The following is a 16,472-nucleotide window of genomic DNA, read 5'->3' as shown; positions in this document are numbered from 1 at the left end:
TTCCACCGGCTTGTCCGCCGTCGATCCAGTCCCTTCTCCACAGCTTGATACCTGGTTGCACCCGGCGGTAGCGGGAGGATCCCACCGCTTCATCACAGCTTTGCCAACAGAGCTGCCAACAGGCCCGTCCACAGCCCATCCACAGGCCTATCCACGGCTTGCGAACAGGCTGCGGTGATCTCGCAAGATCGTCTGTGCCGCATTGTGGCCGGGGGCGCCGGTGACGCCGCCGCCGGGATGAGCGCCCGAGCCACAATGATAGAGGCCCTTCAGCGGTCCGCGATAATCGGCATGACCCAGCATCGGACGCGCCGAGAACAGCTGGTTGAGCGTCAGCGCGCCATGAAAGATATCGCCCCCTAACAGGCCGAATTGCCGTTCCAGATCGAGCGGGGAGAGTATCTGGCGGCCGAGCACGCTTGCGGCAAAGCCCGGCGCGTAACTGTCCACCGTCGCGACCATGAGATCGGCGACCTCCTCGCGATGGTCGTCCCAGGACTTGCCGTCGGGCAACTCCGGCGCGACGTGCTGGCAGAACAGGCTCGCGACATGTTGCCCCGCAGGCGCGAGCGTGTCGTCGAGCGTCGAGGGGATCAGCATCTCGACGATCGGCTGTTTGCTCCAGCCCTGCACCCGCGCATCGAGATAGGCGCGGTCCATGTAGCCGAGATCAGGGGCCAGAATGATGCCGGAGGTGAGGTGGTCGCCGCTGCCGGGCAATGCCGTGAAGGAGGGCAGGCGGTCCAGCGCCACGTTCATGCGGAAGGTGCCGGAGCCGTTCTTCCAGTGGCGGATGCGGGCGAGAAAATCTGCGGGCAGGGCGTCGGTGGAGATGAGCCGCGTATAGAGCAGCTTTGGATTGACGTTGGCCGCGACATATTTCGCGCGAATGGTTTTGCCGTTCTCCAGCACCACGCCGACGGCGCGGTCGCGCTCGACGATCACCTCGCGCACGCCGGCATCAAGGTCGATCGTGACGCCGCGCCCGCGTGCCGCGCGCGCCATCGCCTGCGTGATCGCACCCATGCCGCCAATGGCGTGGCCCCACACGCCCTTCTTGCCGTTCACCTCGCCGAAGGCGTGATGCAGCATCACATAGGCCGAGCCGGCGGCGTAAGGGCTGGCATAATTGCCAACAATGGCATCGAAGCCGAACAGCGCCTTGACCAGATCGTGCTCGAACCGTTCGTCCAGCATCTCGCCGGCAGAGCGGGTGAAGAGATCGAGCAGGCTGCGGCTCTGCTCAAGCGTCAGGCCGCGCAGGATGTTTGCCGTCGCGAGCGCATTCGCGGCCTCGCGGATCGCGCCAATGCCAAAACTGTCGAGCAGGTTCGGCGGCGCGCGCAGCACGAACTGTCGCAGCACGTCGGCAATGTCCTCGAGCTCGCGCGAAAAGCCGTCGAGCGCATCGGCATCGCGCGCGCTGAGCCGCGCGACCGACGCTCTCGTCCGGCCCTCGCCAGTGAGGAGATAGGCGCCACCGGGCGCCGGCAGAAAGTTCTGCGCACGCCGCTCGACCACGCACAGGCCTTGCTCTGTAAGTCCGAGGTCGCGGATCACCTGCGGATTGAGCAGGCTCACCGTGTAGGCCGCGACCGAGTTGCGAAAGCCTGGATGAAACTCCTCCGTGACCGCGGCCCCGCCGACCACCTTGCGGCGCTCGACAACATGCACGCGCAAGCCCGCCATCGCGAGATAGGCCGCGCAGGTGAGGCCATTATGGCCAGCGCCGATGATGACGACGTCGGTTTCGGTCATGAGGAGTTCTGGTGTTCCGCTGTCATTCCGGGATGGTCCGAAGGACCTGGCCCGGAATCTCGAGATTCCGGGTTCGCCTCTTCGAGGCGCCCCGGAATGACATCTCTATATCAAGCATTCCTCGCTGCAACATCACGACACCCTTTATTGCCCGTTCAGGCGCGGTGTGCTCCATTGCGCGCGCCCGGCGCCCGCCGGGGGAAAGCCGGAGCTCCCATGGATTCGATCGTGCAACCCGCCGCCACGGAGCAGCCGTCCGCCTCGCGCAACCGGCTGCTGCTGACGGTCTATACCGCCGCGATCTTCGTCAGCGCGCTCCTGCTGTTTTCGGTGCAGCCGCTGTTCACGAAAATGGTGCTGCCGCGGCTCGGCGGCTCGCCGGCGGTGTGGTCCGTGGCGATGGTGTTTTTCCAGTCGTTGCTGCTGGCGGGTTATGCCTACGCGCATCTGCTGATGCAGGTCAAAAGCCGCATGGTCCCGATCGTGGTGCATCTGGTGCTGCTGATCGCGGCTTTCGTCACGCTCCCGCTTGGCATCGCCAGCGCCTATGGCGAGCCGCCGGCGTCGGGCTACGCATTCTGGCTGCTCGGCCTGTTCGTAATGTCAATCGGCTTGCCGTTCTTCGCGCTCGCTGCCAACAACCCGTTGCTCCAGGCCTGGTTCGTCCGCACGGGCCACCCTGATGGCCGCGATCCGTACTTCCTCTATGCGTCCTCGAATATCGGCAGCTTCCTTGCGCTGCTGTCCTATCCCTTTCTGCTGGAGCCGATGTTCACGTTGCATGCGCAGAACCGGCTCTGGACCGGCGGCTATGGCCTTCTCATTCTGCTGATCGCCGCTTGCGGAGTTCTGCTGCTTCGCTCGCCGAAGGTTGCATTGGCCGATGTGCGGACCGAAGAGGCGAATGCGCCGGCGCCAGGCATTGCGACGCGGCTGCGCTGGATCTTCCTCGCCGCGGTGCCGTCAGGCCTGCTCATCGCGGTCACAGCGCATATCTCCACCGACGTCGCGGCGGCGCCACTGCTATGGGTGCTGCCGCTGTCGCTGTATCTCCTGACCTGGGTGGTGGTGTTCCAGTCGCGGCCGCTGTTGCCGCACAAATGGATGCTGATGCTCCAGCCTGTCGCGATCGCGGGCGTCGTCATCCTGCTGGCCTTTGGCGGCGAGCAGAATTTGCTGCTGACGCTCGGCGGCCATCAACTCTGCTTCTTCATCATCGCCATGGCTTGCCACGGCGAATTGGCGCGGACGCGGCCGGCCGCAAAGTACCTGACCGGCTTCTATGTCGCGCTGTCGTTCGGCGGCATGGTCGGCGGCCTGTTCGCCGGTCTCGTCGCGCCCTTCACCTTCTCATGGATCGCCGAATACCCGATCCTGGTCGCGCTTGCCGCGCTGTGCCGGCCGTCGGCGAACGAGCGTCTTGCGGGCATCGTGAGATGGTACTGGCTGGCACTGGCCGTGCTCGCGGTCGCGCTGATTGTACCGTCCTACACGACGGGCGGACTCACGACCTGGTTCGAGGATCAGCGCGTCTGGGTCGCCGGCGCCGTCGGCGTGCTTGCAGCGCTGCTGGCGCTCGCGCTCAATGCCGGCCGCTGGAAGATCTTTGCCACCGTCGCGCTGGCGCTGGCCTTGACGCGGATCTATCCGGCCGACGAAGGCCGCGTCACGACGGTTCGCAGCTTCTTCGGCGTGCACAAGATCGTGGAGACGCCAGGCGGCTATTTCCATGTGCTGATGCACGGCACCACGATTCACGGTGCTGAGCGCTTCCGCAACAATGACGGCACGCCGGTCACCGGCCGACCCGAGCCGATCACCTACTATCACAAGGACGGTGGCATCGGTCAGGCCATCACCGCGATCCGCGAGCGCAAGGGTGCGCCGTTGAAGGTCGCGGCTATCGGTGTCGGATCGGGCACGCTTGCCTGCGCCGCCGAGCCCGGCGAGGACTGGAAATTCTTCGAGATCGACCAGTCCATGGTGGATGCTGCGCGCGACCCGAAGAATTTTCGCTACATCTCGAGCTGCCTGCCGAACCTGAAGCCGGTGATTGGCGACGCGCGCCTCACCTTCGCAAGAGAGCCCGACGGCATCTACGACCTCATCATCGTCGACGCCTATTCGTCGGATGCGATCCCGATTCATCTCGCAACCGAAGAGGCGATGAAGATCTACAAGGACAAGCTCACCCCGCACGGCGCCGTGGTGATGCACGTCTCCAACCGGCATCTCGATCTCGAGCCCGTCGTGGTGGGGATCGCCGACGCCAACGATCTCAAGAGCTGGGTCTATGACGAGGATTCGGGCCGCGATGCCGATTACATCTTCTCGACCGACGTCGTCATCTCCGCGCGCGAGGCCGAAGACGTCGGCAAGCTGGCGTCCTCCAAGCAGTGGGAGGAGACCGACCCCGACGAGAAGGTGCGGGTCTGGACCGACGACTATTCCAACATCCTCGGCGCGCTGTACCGGCGCTTGCGGTACGGGGAGCAGTAGCTCGCTTGCTAGAGCATGATCCAGAAAAGTGTGAAGCGGTTTTCCGAAAGATCATGCTCAAACAAAGAGCTAAAGCGCGACGACGATTCAGCCAAATCTCATCGCGCTTTACGGCTGGACCGGCGTCCCAGCCGGCAGCGCGATGCCCTTCTCGCCGGCGATCTGCCTCAGCAGGTCCGGCCTGTCGGAGATGATGCCGTCGACGCCGAACTCGATCATCCGGGCCATGTCGTCTGGCTTGTTGACGGTCCAGACCACGACGCGCAATCCCAGCGTATGGGCCTCCGTGACGAGCGCCGCGGTTACGTCACCGAAATAGGGCGACCACACCGCACCGCCCGCGGCCTTGATGGTGCGCGGCAGCGAGCCGCCGTGATCGGCCGGGTTGAAGCCGGCGGTCCAGCTGGTGGCCTTGTCGAGGGCGTTCGTCGGTGCCGAGCCGCGCTGCAGCGTCAGGTACACGGTTGGAATTTTCGGGGCCTGCTGCTGAACGAGCAGCAGCGTCCGCCAGTCGAACGACTGGATCATGACGCGGTCGAAGAATTTCTCGTCCTCGATCACGCCGAGCAGCTTCGTGACGAAGGCCTGCGGCCCCAGCGATTCATCGGGATGATCCGGATCGATCTTGGTCTCGATATTGAAGCGCACGCGTTCGTTGCCGGATTTGCGCACCAGCGCGAATAGCTCCTTCAGTGTGGGAATGCGCGTCCCCGGCACGGCACGCTGGTCGGGAAACTGCTTGGCGTAGGCGCTGTCCGGCCGGATCCGGCCGACATCGTAAGTTCTGACATCGGTGAACCGCAGCTTGACGAAGGGCGTGCCCGGTGCCGCGACATAAGCGCCGTTCGCATCCCGCGCGAGATCGGGATTGAGGCCGCGCTCATGCGACACGACCACCTCGCCGTCCGAGGTCACGCCGACGTCGAGCTCGAGCGTGTCCACGCCCATCGTGAGTGCGTTGGCGAAGGCTGGCAGGGTGTTTTCCGGCAGCAGCGCCCGTCCACCGCGATGCGCCTCGAGATCGAACGCCATCGCCTTGCCAGTCATGGCTTGTCCTGTGGTGAGAACCGAAAGCACGGTCAGAATTGTCGCAACACGTGACGGCATCAGAGCTCACAGCGCAAGTGAAAAGAAAAAGCATATGAAATCTTCGCTGCATTCGTCCAGTCCCGTGGTCGACAGGGGGCGCCGGCGCCCTTATCCTCTCAGGATTGCCATTCGATGCGCGTGACGGGATTTTCACATGAGACGCGCCCCCTTGTTCGTCGCATTCTTCCTCGCGGTCCTGGCTTGCGGACCAGCTTCCGCCCAGCGCGCCAATGACTTCGATGCGCTCCTCGCGCAGATGAACGCGGCGACGCAAGGAGGGCGCTGGGCCGAGGGGCTGGCTGCCGCGCAGAAGCTGGAAAACCTCGTGAGGCGCCGCCAGGGCGCCGACAACGTCAATTATGCAGGCGTGCTGCATAACGAGGGCATGTTCCTGCACAATCTCGGGCGCTACGGCGAGGCCGTCGACAAGCTCAATGCCGCGCTCGCCATCAAGCTTCGCAACAACGACGTTGCCTCGACGCTACGTACCTCCAACCTCCTGGTCGGATCGCTCGGTATGCTCGACCGGCGGGCCGAGGCGACGACGGTGGCCGAACGGGCGCTGGCGCTCGGCACCACCGCGTTCGGCGCCAATGACGTCCGTCTCTCGGACACGCTGGCCGCGCTCGGCGGATTGGCGCGCGACAGGGAGAACTACAAGGAAGCGGCCGGTTATTTCGAACGCGTGCTCGCGGGGTTGCAGGCTGCCAACGCGCCGCCGATCGATGTTGCTTCCGCCCTGGATAATCTCGGCGATGTCTACGGTCTGCAGGGGCACTTCGACGACGGCGAGCGGACGTTGAAGCGGGGGCTTGATCTGCTCGACCGCAGCTTTGGCGGCAACGCAGAAGCTGCGCCGAACTACGACAAGATGCTGAACGATCTCGGCAACCTCTATCTCGATGCCGGCCGGTTGTCCGACGCTGAAGCCACGATGCGGCGCGCGTTGGCCATCGCGCGGGCGCGCAGCGGCGATGCGCATCCGAACGTTGCCGCCACCATGGGCAATCTCGCGACTGTGCTGGAGCATGAGGCGCGCTACACCGAGGCCGAGAAGCTCTATCAGCAGACGCTGCAGGCCTATGAGCGGATCTACGGGGCGAACCATCCCACCACGGCGATCGGGCTGAACAACCTTGCCAACGTCTATTCGGCGCAAGGCAAGAACGAAGCCGTCGCCGGCCTGCAGGAGCGCGTGCTCGCAATCGATGAAAAGGCCTTTGGCCCCGATAGCCCCGATGTCGGACGCGCCCTCAATAATCTCGCCAACAGCTATGCCAGCCTCGGCCGCAACGAGCAGGCGCTCGACCTCTACCGCCGCTCGCTGGCGGTGATGGAGCGCAAATTCGGCGAAGGCAGCGGCGCGAGCGCGCTGGCGGCGGGCTCACTCGGACAGGCCTTGATGGAGGCCGGCAAGACCGACGAAGCCAGGCCATATCTGGTGCGCTGCCTCGAGATCGACGAGCGCGTGCTTGGCGAAGCGCACCCGCAACTGATCAAGGATCTGCGCGCCGTCGCGCTGCTCGACCTGCAGACAGGCAACCTAATTGAGGCTCGCGGCCGGCTCGACCGCGCGCTGACGATCGCCCAGAACAAGCTCGGGCCGAACCATCACGACAGCATCGCAACGCTCATCAACCTCGCCGACGTCGATCGTCGTGACGGGAAATGGCAGGATGCGCTGGCAAGGTTGCGGATCGCCGAGACCGCGCTCAATGCGCAGAGGACCGTTCAATTCACTCGTTTCACCGAGCTTGATCCCTGGCTGATCGATGCGGTCTGGCGTGTCTCCGGCGGCAGGCCCGACGCCGCAGCCAGGGACGAAGCCTTCGGTGCCGCGCAGCGCGCGCATGAGACCAAGGCGGGCGCTGCGCTGGCGCAGATGGCGGCCCGCTTCGGTGCCGGCAATGATGCGATCGCGGGGCTGGTGCGGCGGCAGCAGGATCTGAAGGCGAGCCTCGAGACGCTCGACAAGCGCGTGACGTCCGAGCTTGGGCGGGGAGATGGAAAGCGCAACGACCAGCTGATTGCGAGCCTGCGTGCGCAAATGTCGCAAACGCAGAAGTCGCTCGATGACGTCGCGGCGCAGCTTGATCGCAGCTTTCCGGCCTATGCCGACCTGTCCAATCCGCAGCCGCTGTCGCTTGCGCAGACGCAAGGCTTGTTGAAGCCGGACGAGGCGCTGGTGGCGTTCATCGTGCTCGCTGACACGACCTATGCTTTCGCGGTGACGCGCGAGGCGAGCGCGCTACGCCGGATCACCCTCGGCAGCCGCGAGATCAGCGACCGCGTCGCGCATCTGCGGCTGGGGCTCAGCGATCCCGAGGCGGCAAGATCCGCGTTCGACCTCGATGCGTCGTTCGATTTCTACAACGCCTTGTTCGGCCCGATCGGCGCCGATATCGCCGGCAAGCCGAAACTGCTGATCGTCCCTGCGGGCGCGCTGACCAGCCTGCCGTTTCACGTGCTGGTGACAAAGAAGCCCGATGGTGCATCCGCAGATCGCTACCGGCGGGCCGCGTGGCTGCTCAACGATCACGCCATTACGGTGCTGCCCTCGGTGCCGAGCCTGCGCGCGCTGCGCAGTTTTGCCAGGGACTCGCGTGCCCAAAAGCCGTTCATCGGCTTTGGCGATCCGGTGTTCCAAAGCACGCCCGGCGACAAGCGCGCAGGACGCAACGTGCAGCCTTACAAGAATTATTATGAGGGCTCTGCCGTTGATCTCGACCGCCTGCGCACCGGCCTGCCGGCGCTGCCGGAGACCGCAGGCGAGCTCCAGGCCGTGGCGAGGGCGCTCAGAGCCTCGCCGCAGGATGACGTCAAGCTCGGCGCAGCCGCGACCGTGACCAACGTCAACCAGCTGCCGCTGGACCAATACCGTGTCGTCGATTTCGCCACGCATGGGCTGGTCGCAGGTGAGGTCAAAGGCCTCAGCGAGCCCGCGCTGGTGCTGACGCTGCCGGACCGGCCAACCGGCGATGACGACGGTTTGCTCACCGCGAGCCGTGTCGCAAAACTCAAGCTCGATGCCGACTGGGCGGTGCTGTCGGCCTGCAACACCGCCGCGGGCGACAAGCCGGGCGCGGAAGGCCTGTCGGGTCTCGCGCGCGCCTTCTTCTATGCCGGCGCGCGGGCGCTCTTGGTTTCGCACTGGCCGGTCGATTCCGATGCGGCGGTGCGTCTGACCACGGGCGCGTTCTCCGAGCTCACCGCGCATCCCGGCATCGGCCGTGCCGAGGCGTTGCGGCGGTCGATGAAGGCCCTGATTGCGGATCGGTCGTCCCCGCGTAACGCCGATCCGGCCGTGTGGGCGCCATTCGTGCTGGTCGGCGAGGGTGGTTGACGACGGCCGAAGAAAGCCGAAACTGGTCTGCAAAAAAGATCCGGAGCTACTCACATGCGGATCATCTTCATTGCAACGACGGCGGCTCTGATGGTTGGACAGGCGGCGGCCAAGGACGTGTTGTCTGGCGCAAGTCTCTACGCCGATGTGGCGCGCTATGCGTCCTTCGGTCTGCACCGCTTCGGCTCATCCGGCGATCGTGCGACGGCCGACTGGATTGCGGGCGAGTTGTCCGGAGCCGGCTACGCGATCAAGTTCCAGCCCGTCGTGCTGGGCCGGCAGTATGCCGTCGAAAAAGCCAGCGCTGAAGCGGCCGGCACGTCTGTCGAGGCGACGCCGTTCTGGTGGCCGCCGGAGGACAAGGCCAGCTTCCATCTGTCGGCGCCGCTCGTGCGCGATGGCGATGTTGCCGGCAAGATTCTTTGGCTCGAGCTGCCGTTCGATCGTGGCGCCTATCTTGGTCCGGCCCATCGTGCTGCGATCGCAGAGGCCGCAGCAAAGAAGCCCGCCGCGATTCTGCTGATGATAGGCAATCCCGCCGATGATCGTTTCGCCTACAACGTCGCGCAGGAGGACACACCCTGGCCGGTGCCGGTGATGGTGGTCGGCGCCAAGGCGCGTGCGACATTCGAGCGTGCGCTCGCATCAGCCGCGCCTGTCACGTTCGAAGTTTCAGGTCATTACGAGCGCAATGTGTCCGGGCGCAATGTCATCGCCGAGACCGGCATGGGCCGTGGGCCGACCATCGTGGTCTCCACGCCGATGACCGGCTGGTACACTTGTGTCTGCGAGCGCGGTCCCGGCATTGCCAATTTCCTGGCGCTGGCGCGCACCGCGGCTGCGGAGAAATGGCCTGCGCATTTCGTCTTCATCGCCACCGCAGGCCACGAGATCGGCCATGGCGGCATGGAGCTGTTCCTGAAGGACGGTGCGCCCGCGCCGAAGGAGACGCTGGCCTGGATTCACTTCGGCTCGTCGAACGCGTGCTATGGCTTGGCGGAAGGCGCGCGTACCAGCACGCCGGAGGAGGAGCGCTATCTGGTGCTCAGCAAGTCAGCCGTTGCGCTGACGGACGAGGCCTTTGCTGGGGTTGCGGCCAAACGCCTGGTAACGGAGAAGCAGGCGGTCGGAGAGCTTCGTGACGTCCATGCGGCTGGCTACGCCAATTTCCTCGGCATGGCCGGCCGCCATCAAACCTTCCACACGCCCGCGGACGATCTCAGCGCGACCGGACCTGACATCCTCGAGCCGGTCGCGCGCGCCTTCGTCGATGCTGCGCGGACAATCGTTGAACGCGGCGAGGCCGCGTTCAAACAATAGCGTCAGTTCTGGTAGTAATAGTTACGCGGCTGGTAATACTGGCGCGGCTGTTGTTGCTGATAGTAGTAGCCCTGCTGCTGGCTATAGGCCGGATCGTAGCCGTAGCCCGGTTGTGGTTGCGGCAGCTGCTGGTAGACCTGCGTGCCATAGGGGCGGGAGATCGGGCGCGGCGCCGGATAGCGCGCACCGGTGTCGCTGCCGTCGGCGGGATAGATGTAGTTGTCGTCATAGCGCCGCGCAGGCTGCATCGGCGGCGTCAGGCTGACGGGATCGCCTGAGGTGGTGTACTGCTCTTCGGCCGGCTGCTGGGCGCGGGCCACCGCATTGTTGGCGCGGCCGTGCGGGTTGCGGGCCAGCGCGACCTGCGCAGATCCGGTGAGAGTCACAGTGGTGTTGAGCACGCCTTGCTCCTGCACCAGTGCGTAGAGCGTCGAAGCGTTCTGACGCGACAGCCGCACGCAGCCATGCGAAGCGGGCGTGCCCAATCGTCCAACCGAGTCGGTGCCGTGGATGGCGTGCCCGATCTTGGTGAAGAAGATCGAGTGCGGCATCGGCGCGTCGTCGAATTCCTTGGAGAAGTGATCCTCTTCCATGCGGAAGGCGCGGAAGGAGCCGTTCGGCGTCTCGCGCGAGGGGATGCCTGTCGACACCGGCCAGTGGTAGCGCGTCACGCCGTCGACCACGACCGTCATCTGCTGATTGTCCTTGTCGACGGTAATGTCGACCTTGGCCTGCGCGGTGCCCGCGCCCAAAAGCAATAGCGAAGTGAACGCAATGAAAAAGGAACGCATCTGACGTCTGGCCTCCGGCCTCCGGCCTGTTCTTGCTAGCGCCGCGGCTCACCGTCCCCCGGCATGCACTATGCCTGCAATCCGGCTTTCGTTCCAGCGGCCTGCCGAGCTAGCCTTCCTGCCATCGTTAACGCGATGCCGGGCGTAAGCAAGGCCGCTTTGTGCCGCGCCGGCTCTGGCGCCGCTGACATTTTCGCGAGCGGACAGACGTTCATAACGCCGACAATTCGTCACAAAGACGCAACCATTTGGCCGCCTCGCGCGTTGATCATGTCCTACCGTTCGGCGGCTTTCGCCGCCGTCTCTTCCGGGGACTCAAGATGAACAAAGCCCGTGCTATCGCCGCCGCTATGCCGGCCGGCTTGCCTGTCCGCCTGCTGTTCGCAGTCGCTGCCGTCCTGCTCGCCCTGTTGCCGCTACCGCGAACCGGCCACGCCCAGGGTATCGTGCGCGGTGCCCAGGAAGGGTCCTATGAAGGTAACAGGATCGCCGGTCCGGTGGGCGGTGCGGTCGGCGGTGTCGTCGGAGCCGGTGTCGGTGGCGCTGTGGGCGCCGTCGACGGCATCCTGGGCATTCCGTACCACGGCCGCCGCCATTGCCGCGGCTACTATGACGGCTATCACCACTTCCGTTGCTATCGGTAGGTGCCGCTCCATCCGAGCTACTGGCCGCATCAGTTCTTCAGCCGATAACCCGTCCGGAAGATCCACCAGATCACGGCGAGGCAAATCGCCAGGAACGCGACCGTCATGCCGATGCTGACGGAGACGCTGACATCAGCGATCTCGTAGAAGCTCCAGCGGAAGCCGGAGATCAGGTAGACGACGGGGTTGAGCAGCGCCAGCGTGCGCCAGGTCGACGGCAGCATGTCGATGGAATAGAAGCTGCCGCCGAGGAAGGTCAGCGGCGTCACCACCAGCATCGGGATCATCTGCAGCTTTTCGAACCCGTCCGCCCAGATGCCGATGATGAAGCCGAACAGGCTGAAGGTGACCGCCGTCAGCACCAGGAAGGCCAGCATCCAGACCGGATGATGGATGTGCAGCGGCACGAACAGCCCGGCCGTGGCGAGAATGATCAGGCCCAGAATGATCGACTTGGTCGCGGCGGCGCCGACATAGCCGAGCACGATCTCGAAGTAGGAGATCGGCGCCGACAGGATCTCGTAGATCGTCCCGGTGAATTTCGGGAAGTAAATGCCGAACGAGGCGTTGGCGATGCTTTGCGTCAGCACCGAGAGCATGATCAGGCCCGGCACGATGAAGGTGCCGTAGCTCACGCCCTCGACCTGGCTGATGCGGGAGCCGATCGCAGCACCGAACACCACGAAATAGAGCGAGGTCGAGACGACGGGCGAGACGATGCTTTGCAGCAGCGTGCGCCAGGTGCGTGCCATTTCGAAAAGGTAGATGGCGCGAATGGCGCGGTGGTTCATGACGTCCTCACGAGGTCGACGAAGATGTCCTCGAGCGACGATTGGGTCGTGTCGAGATCGTTGAAGCGGATACCGGCGGTGCGGAGGTCGCTGAGCAGGCTGGTGATGCCGGTGCGCTCGCCCTTGGTGTCGTAGTCGTAGACCAGCGTCGCGCCGCTGTTGCAGAGGTCGAGCTTGTATTGGCTGAGGCTCTCCGGCAGCGCACCGAGCTTGTTCTGCAGGTGCAGCGTCAGCCGTTTCCTGCCGAGCTTCTGCATCAGGGTCGTCTTGTCCTCGACCAGCACGATCTCGCCCTTGTTGATGACGCCGATGCGGTCGGCCATCTCCTCGGCTTCCTCGATGTAATGCGTGGTGAGGATGATGGTGACGCCGGATTGCTGCAGGCCGCGCACCACTTCCCACATACCCTTGCGCAGCTCGACGTCGACGCCGGCGGTTGGCTCGTCCAAAAACAGGATCTGCGGCTCGTGCGAGAGCGCCTTGGCGATCATCACGCGGCGCTTCATGCCGCCGGAAAGCGTGATGATCTTGTTGTCCTTCTTGTCCCAGAGCGAGAGGTCCTTCAGCACCTTCTCGATATGGGCGGGGTTCTTCGGCTTGCCGAACAGGCCGCGGGAGAAGCTCACGGTCGCCCACACGCTCTCGAAGGCATCGGTGTGCAATTCCTGCGGCACGAGGCCGATCAGCGAGCGGGCCTTGCGGTAGGAGGTCTGGATGTCCTCGCCGCCGACCAAAACCCTGCCTTCGCTCGGATTGGCGATGCCGCAGATGATTGAGATCAGCGTGGTCTTGCCGGCACCATTCGGGCCGAGCAGCGCGAAGATCTCGCCGCGCTTGATGTCGAGATTGACGTTCTTGAGTGCCTTGAACCCAGACCCATAGGTCTTCGACAGGTTGGCGACGGAAATGATGGAGGACATGAGGGCCCGCTAGGGGTGGGGGGATGCGCCGGAACCTGCACCCTGGCGGGGGCGTCCGGCGGACCCCCGAAATAGGAACGGCCTTGCCCGGTCGCAATCGCCTGGAGAAAAATGGTCTCAAAACCGGCCCTTCGGTGGTAGGTTTCGGGCAGGTGTTGCGCGATGGTCACGGACAGCGGCGAAGATCGCCGTTCACGCGGCTCTTTGTTGCGTCTGCGAGCGGGCCGGGGCTACGATTCCAGCCAATCGCAAAGCGTATGTCCCCAGGGAAAAACAAATGAGACTGAACGGCCGTCACACCGCCGGCGCAAGCCAGTTGCCCGCCCTCCGGGTGTGGGCGATCTGCCTGCTCCTGCTGTCAGCTGTTGCCATGAACCCGACCACCGCCAAGGCGGCGCCGACCCAGGCAGCCGCGACGACGCATGTCTATCTGCTCCGCGGTGTGCTCAACATCTTCTCGCTCGGGCTCGACACGATCGGCTCAAGGCTCGAGGCGCAGGGCATCCCGGTGACCGTCGCGAACTTCGTGTCCTGGTCCTCGCTCGCCGATGAAGCCGCGACCGCCTACAAGGCCGGCCGCCTCAAGACCATCGTGCTGGTCGGGCATTCCTCGGGCGCAACCGCGCTACCCGACATGATCGCCAAGCTCAACCAGCTCGGCGTGCCCGTGAAGCTCGCGATCGGCCTCGACTCCGTGTTCAAGACCAAGCTCTCCACCGGCGCCGAGCGCTACATCAACATCTATATCGGCGACGGTCCGGGCGAACCCGTGCGCGCCGCGTCTGGCCTCCGCGGCAAGCTCGACAATGTCGACGTTCGCGGCAGCGGCGTCGGCCACATCACCATCGACAAGAACGAGGCGATCCAGCGCCGCGTCATCGCCGAGATCGACGCAGCGATCGCCCGCTCGCGCGGTCCGGCTGGACCGGTCGCCGAACCCGGCACCGCACCGCGGGCCGCACGCTCGGCGGCGGCAACGGCGCCGGCGAGGAACTGAAGCCTGGCGCCTGAAGATGCTGATTTGATCGTGCCGCCGTCGACTTGAGTGTCGTCGGCGGCATTGTCTTGCCCATGCATCAACCAATCGATCGCGATGCCAACAAGTGGGTTCTTCGGAGGCGTTTTGAGGAACCCGGCGCACAATCTGGTGTTGTCACACCATGGCAAAGAGACGAGACGTCGGCCCCATGCTTGTCCAGCCCGAACGTATGTGGGCGGCTCGACCGGTCGCCGAAAGTGCGCCCGCAAACACGTCGCAGCCGCGATCGACCCGTTTGAGTGCGACGCGGGCCGGCTTGTTGCGGCAGCACGCACTCCGGATGCAGCGCGCGTTGCTTTCCGCTATAAGCGGTAAGGGCTCCGCGAAGTCATAGCCCGTTTTCCGGTGAGCCGTCGGTTCAGGACTGCAGTACGTGAAAGAATTTCAGTGTCCGTCGTGCCGAGAGCCCGTTTCGTTCGAGCACGTCGCGTGCGCAAATTGTGGCACTCAGTTGGCGTTCGACGCCGCATGCATCGACATGAGAAAGCTTGGGCCGAACCAGGCCTGCCGCAATCGCGAGATCATCGGCTGTAACTGGTGCGTCGAGGGTGCGGATTGGTATTGCGGATCCTGCCGTCTGACGCGCACGACTCCTGACCTTGGCGGCACGAGAAACATCATGCTCTGGCGGCGCATGGAGGAAGCCAAGCGCCGTCTTCTCTACGACCTCCGCCGCTTGCAACTCCCGCTGGTATCGCGCAGCGGCGCGCAGGTGACGTTCGACATTCTCTCCGACGACGTCAATCCGATCCTGACGGGGCATCTTGCGGGGGTGATCACGCTCAATCTGGCGGAAGCTGACGACGTCGAGCGCGAGGCCCGTCGCGTCGCATTCCGGGAGCCGTACCGCACCCTGCTCGGGCATTTCCGGCACGAGATCGGCCACTTCTACTGGGACCTGCTGGTCAACAGCACCACTTTCCAGGCGCCGTTCAAGCTGGTCTTCGGCGACGAGACGCAGGACTATCAGACCGCGATCAGTACCTATTACAGTCGGGCCGATCGTTCATACGACCGGCGCGGCTTCATCAGCGAATACGCGACGTCGCATCCCTGGGAAGATTGGGCGGAGACCTTCGCGCATTTTCTCCACATCGTGTCGACTCTCGACTCGTTGGCCGGCTTGCCGCTGTCCCTGGACGGGCGCGCCCGGCAGACCCTGACCGATCCTTATTTCGAGAGCGACTTCGAGGCGCTGCTGGCGTTATGGGTGCCGCTGTCCCGCGGCATCAACGAACTCAACCGGTCGCTTGGGATGAGCGACGCCTATCCGTTCGACATCTCGCCGGCGGTAAAGGGCAAGCTGCATCTCGTCCACATGGCGATCAGCGCGTTTCGCGATCAACAGAAGCTAGCGGCGTAACGCGGCAGCGGGCAGCTCCTGTTACGTCAAGAAGGCGCGAATCGCATCGGCGATCTCCGTTGCGTGCGTCTCCAGCGCGAAATGGCCGGTGTCGAAGAATTTCACGACGGCGTTGGGATTGTCGCGCTTGAACGCCTCGGCGCCGGGCGGAATGAAGAATGGATCGTTCTTGCCCCAGACCGCGAGGAAAGGCGGCTTGTGCTTGCGGAAATACTCATGGAAAGCCGGATAGAGCGCGACGTTGCTCTTGTAGTCGCCGATCAGATCGAGCTGCACTTCGTCGGAGTCCGGCCGTGCGAGATAGAAATTGTCGAGATTCTGGCCGTCCGGCGACACCATGGTCGTATCGGGGACACCATGCGTATACTGCCAGCGTGTCGTATCCGGTGTGAGAAATCCGCGCAGCGCCTCGCGATTGGCGGGCGAGGGGGCCTGCCAATAAGCCTTGATCGGAGTCCAGCCGTCGCTGAGGCCCTCCTCATAGGCATTGCCGTTCTGCGAGATGATGGCGGTGATCCTTTCAGGGTGGCTGAGCGCGAGCCGGAAGCCGGTCGGGGCGCCGTAGTCGAAGACGTAGATCGCAAAACGGTCGAAGCCGATCACCTCGGTGAAGCGCTCGATCACGCGCGCGATGTTGTCGAAGGTGTAGCTGAAGGTTTCGCGCGAAGGCATGTCTGACTGGCCGAAGCCTGGAAGGTCCGGCGCGACGATGTGAAACTTGTCCGCCAGCAGCGGGATCAGGTCGCGAAACATGTGACCTGCCCTCGGGAAGCCGTGCAGCAGCAGAAGCTTCGGCGCGCCGAGGCGACCGGCTTCGCGATAGAACACCTTGAAGCCGTTGACGTCGGCCGTGCGATATCTGGTGGAGGTCATGATAGTCTCCATTAGTGTTGCCTTGACGAGATGAGATCCGAT

12 protein-coding genes are annotated in these 16,472 nt (G+C 64.4%); 6 read left to right on the top strand and 6 right to left on the bottom strand.

Translation table 11 applies throughout. The annotated features are described in order from the left end of the window. Positions 1-147 precede the first annotated feature (147 nt). The gene (locus L6637_RS16235) at positions 148-1,758 is read right to left on the bottom strand and encodes a phytoene desaturase family protein (protein WP_237871316.1); all 1,611 of its coding nucleotides are present in this window, start codon (positions 1,756-1,758) and stop codon (positions 148-150) included. Between the two features lie 216 nt (positions 1,759-1,974). On the opposite strand from L6637_RS16235, the gene L6637_RS16230 reads away from it, so the two are divergent. Then, positions 1,975-4,257, top strand: a complete 2,283-nt coding sequence (locus L6637_RS16230) for a fused MFS/spermidine synthase (RefSeq protein ID WP_237866177.1) — start codon at positions 1,975-1,977, stop codon at positions 4,255-4,257. 108 nt (positions 4,258-4,365) lie between these two features. Here the strand turns inward: L6637_RS16230 and L6637_RS16225 are convergent, their stop codons facing one another. Continuing rightward, a complete protein-coding gene (locus tag L6637_RS16225) occupies positions 4,366-5,304 on the bottom strand; it encodes a glycerophosphodiester phosphodiesterase (RefSeq protein WP_237871314.1) in 939 nt (312 codons plus the stop codon). Between the two features lie 196 nt (positions 5,305-5,500). Here L6637_RS16225 and L6637_RS16220 point away from each other — a divergent pair, with 196 nt between their 5' ends. Together L6637_RS16220 and L6637_RS16215 are read left to right on the top strand one after the other, a co-directional pair. Then, positions 5,501-8,689, top strand: coding sequence for a CHAT domain-containing tetratricopeptide repeat protein (locus L6637_RS16220; RefSeq protein ID WP_237871312.1), 3,189 nt, complete (start codon positions 5,501-5,503; stop codon positions 8,687-8,689). Between the two features lie 54 nt (positions 8,690-8,743). Further along, entirely contained in the window at positions 8,744-10,009 is a 1,266-nt protein-coding gene (locus L6637_RS16215; RefSeq protein WP_237866174.1) for a hypothetical protein, read from the top strand. Between the two features lie 2 nt (positions 10,010-10,011). On the opposite strand, the gene L6637_RS16210 is transcribed toward L6637_RS16215, so the two are convergent. Beyond that, positions 10,012-10,800 carry a L,D-transpeptidase gene (locus L6637_RS16210; RefSeq protein WP_237866173.1) on the bottom strand — a complete coding sequence of 263 codons (789 nt, stop codon included), beginning with the start codon at positions 10,798-10,800 and terminating at the stop codon, positions 10,012-10,014. A 320-nt stretch (positions 10,801-11,120) separates the two neighbouring features. Between L6637_RS16210 and L6637_RS16205 the strand changes: the two genes are divergently transcribed. Next, positions 11,121-11,444 carry a hypothetical protein gene (locus tag L6637_RS16205; RefSeq protein WP_237866172.1) on the top strand — a complete coding sequence of 108 codons (324 nt, stop codon included), beginning with the start codon at positions 11,121-11,123 and terminating at the stop codon, positions 11,442-11,444. Positions 11,445-11,473: 29 nt separating this feature from the next. On the opposite strand, the gene L6637_RS16200 is transcribed toward L6637_RS16205, so the two are convergent. Both L6637_RS16200 and L6637_RS16195 read right to left on the bottom strand, forming a co-directional pair. Further along, positions 11,474-12,235, bottom strand: a complete 762-nt coding sequence (locus L6637_RS16200; RefSeq protein WP_237866171.1) for an ABC transporter permease — start codon at positions 12,233-12,235, stop codon at positions 11,474-11,476. After that, on the bottom strand, positions 12,232-13,155 hold the full coding sequence (locus L6637_RS16195) for an ABC transporter ATP-binding protein (RefSeq protein ID WP_237866170.1): 924 nt from the start codon (positions 13,153-13,155) through the stop codon (positions 12,232-12,234). Before L6637_RS16195 ends, L6637_RS16200 begins: the two co-directional genes overlap by 4 nt. Before the next feature lie 277 nt (positions 13,156-13,432). On the opposite strand from L6637_RS16195, the gene L6637_RS16190 reads away from it, so the two are divergent. After that, complete coding sequence (locus tag L6637_RS16190; RefSeq protein WP_237866169.1) at positions 13,433-14,152, top strand: hypothetical protein; 720 nt, start codon at positions 13,433-13,435, stop codon at positions 14,150-14,152. 415 nt (positions 14,153-14,567) lie between these two features. Beyond that, complete coding sequence (locus tag L6637_RS16185) at positions 14,568-15,557, top strand: zinc-binding metallopeptidase family protein (protein ID WP_237866168.1); 990 nt, start codon at positions 14,568-14,570, stop codon at positions 15,555-15,557. Between the two features lie 21 nt (positions 15,558-15,578). On the opposite strand, the gene L6637_RS16180 is transcribed toward L6637_RS16185, so the two are convergent. Beyond that, entirely contained in the window at positions 15,579-16,430 is an 852-nt protein-coding gene (locus L6637_RS16180) for an alpha/beta fold hydrolase (protein ID WP_237866167.1), read from the bottom strand. Positions 16,431-16,472: the final 42 nt, after the last annotated feature.

It is taken from the genome of Bradyrhizobium zhengyangense (assembly GCF_022012435.1).
GTDB classification, from domain to species: Bacteria; Pseudomonadota; Alphaproteobacteria; order Rhizobiales; family Xanthobacteraceae; genus Bradyrhizobium; species Bradyrhizobium zhengyangense.
This window is presented reverse-complemented; position numbering and strand designations above follow the sequence as displayed.

Coding starts and splice junctions, on each gene's coding strand:
- L6637_RS16200 (WP_237866171.1), bottom strand. CDS start 12,235: ATGAACCACCGCGCCATTCGCGCCATCTACCTTTTCGAAATGGCACGC.
- L6637_RS16195 (WP_237866170.1), bottom strand. CDS start 13,155: ATGTCCTCCATCATTTCCGTCGCCAACCTGTCGAAGACCTATGGGTCT.
- L6637_RS16220 (WP_237871312.1), top strand. CDS start 5,501: ATGAGACGCGCCCCCTTGTTCGTCGCATTCTTCCTCGCGGTCCTGGCT.
- L6637_RS16205 (WP_237866172.1), top strand. CDS start 11,121: ATGAACAAAGCCCGTGCTATCGCCGCCGCTATGCCGGCCGGCTTGCCT.
- L6637_RS16230 (WP_237866177.1), top strand. CDS start 1,975: ATGGATTCGATCGTGCAACCCGCCGCCACGGAGCAGCCGTCCGCCTCG.
- L6637_RS16215 (WP_237866174.1), top strand. CDS start 8,744: ATGCGGATCATCTTCATTGCAACGACGGCGGCTCTGATGGTTGGACAG.
- L6637_RS16180 (WP_237866167.1), bottom strand. CDS start 16,430: ATGACCTCCACCAGATATCGCACGGCCGACGTCAACGGCTTCAAGGTG.
- L6637_RS16210 (WP_237866173.1), bottom strand. CDS start 10,800: ATGCGTTCCTTTTTCATTGCGTTCACTTCGCTATTGCTTTTGGGCGCG.
- L6637_RS16235 (WP_237871316.1), bottom strand. CDS start 1,758: ATGACCGAAACCGACGTCGTCATCATCGGCGCTGGCCATAATGGCCTC.
- L6637_RS16225 (WP_237871314.1), bottom strand. CDS start 5,304: ATGACTGGCAAGGCGATGGCGTTCGATCTCGAGGCGCATCGCGGTGGA.
- L6637_RS16190 (WP_237866169.1), top strand. CDS start 13,433: ATGAGACTGAACGGCCGTCACACCGCCGGCGCAAGCCAGTTGCCCGCC.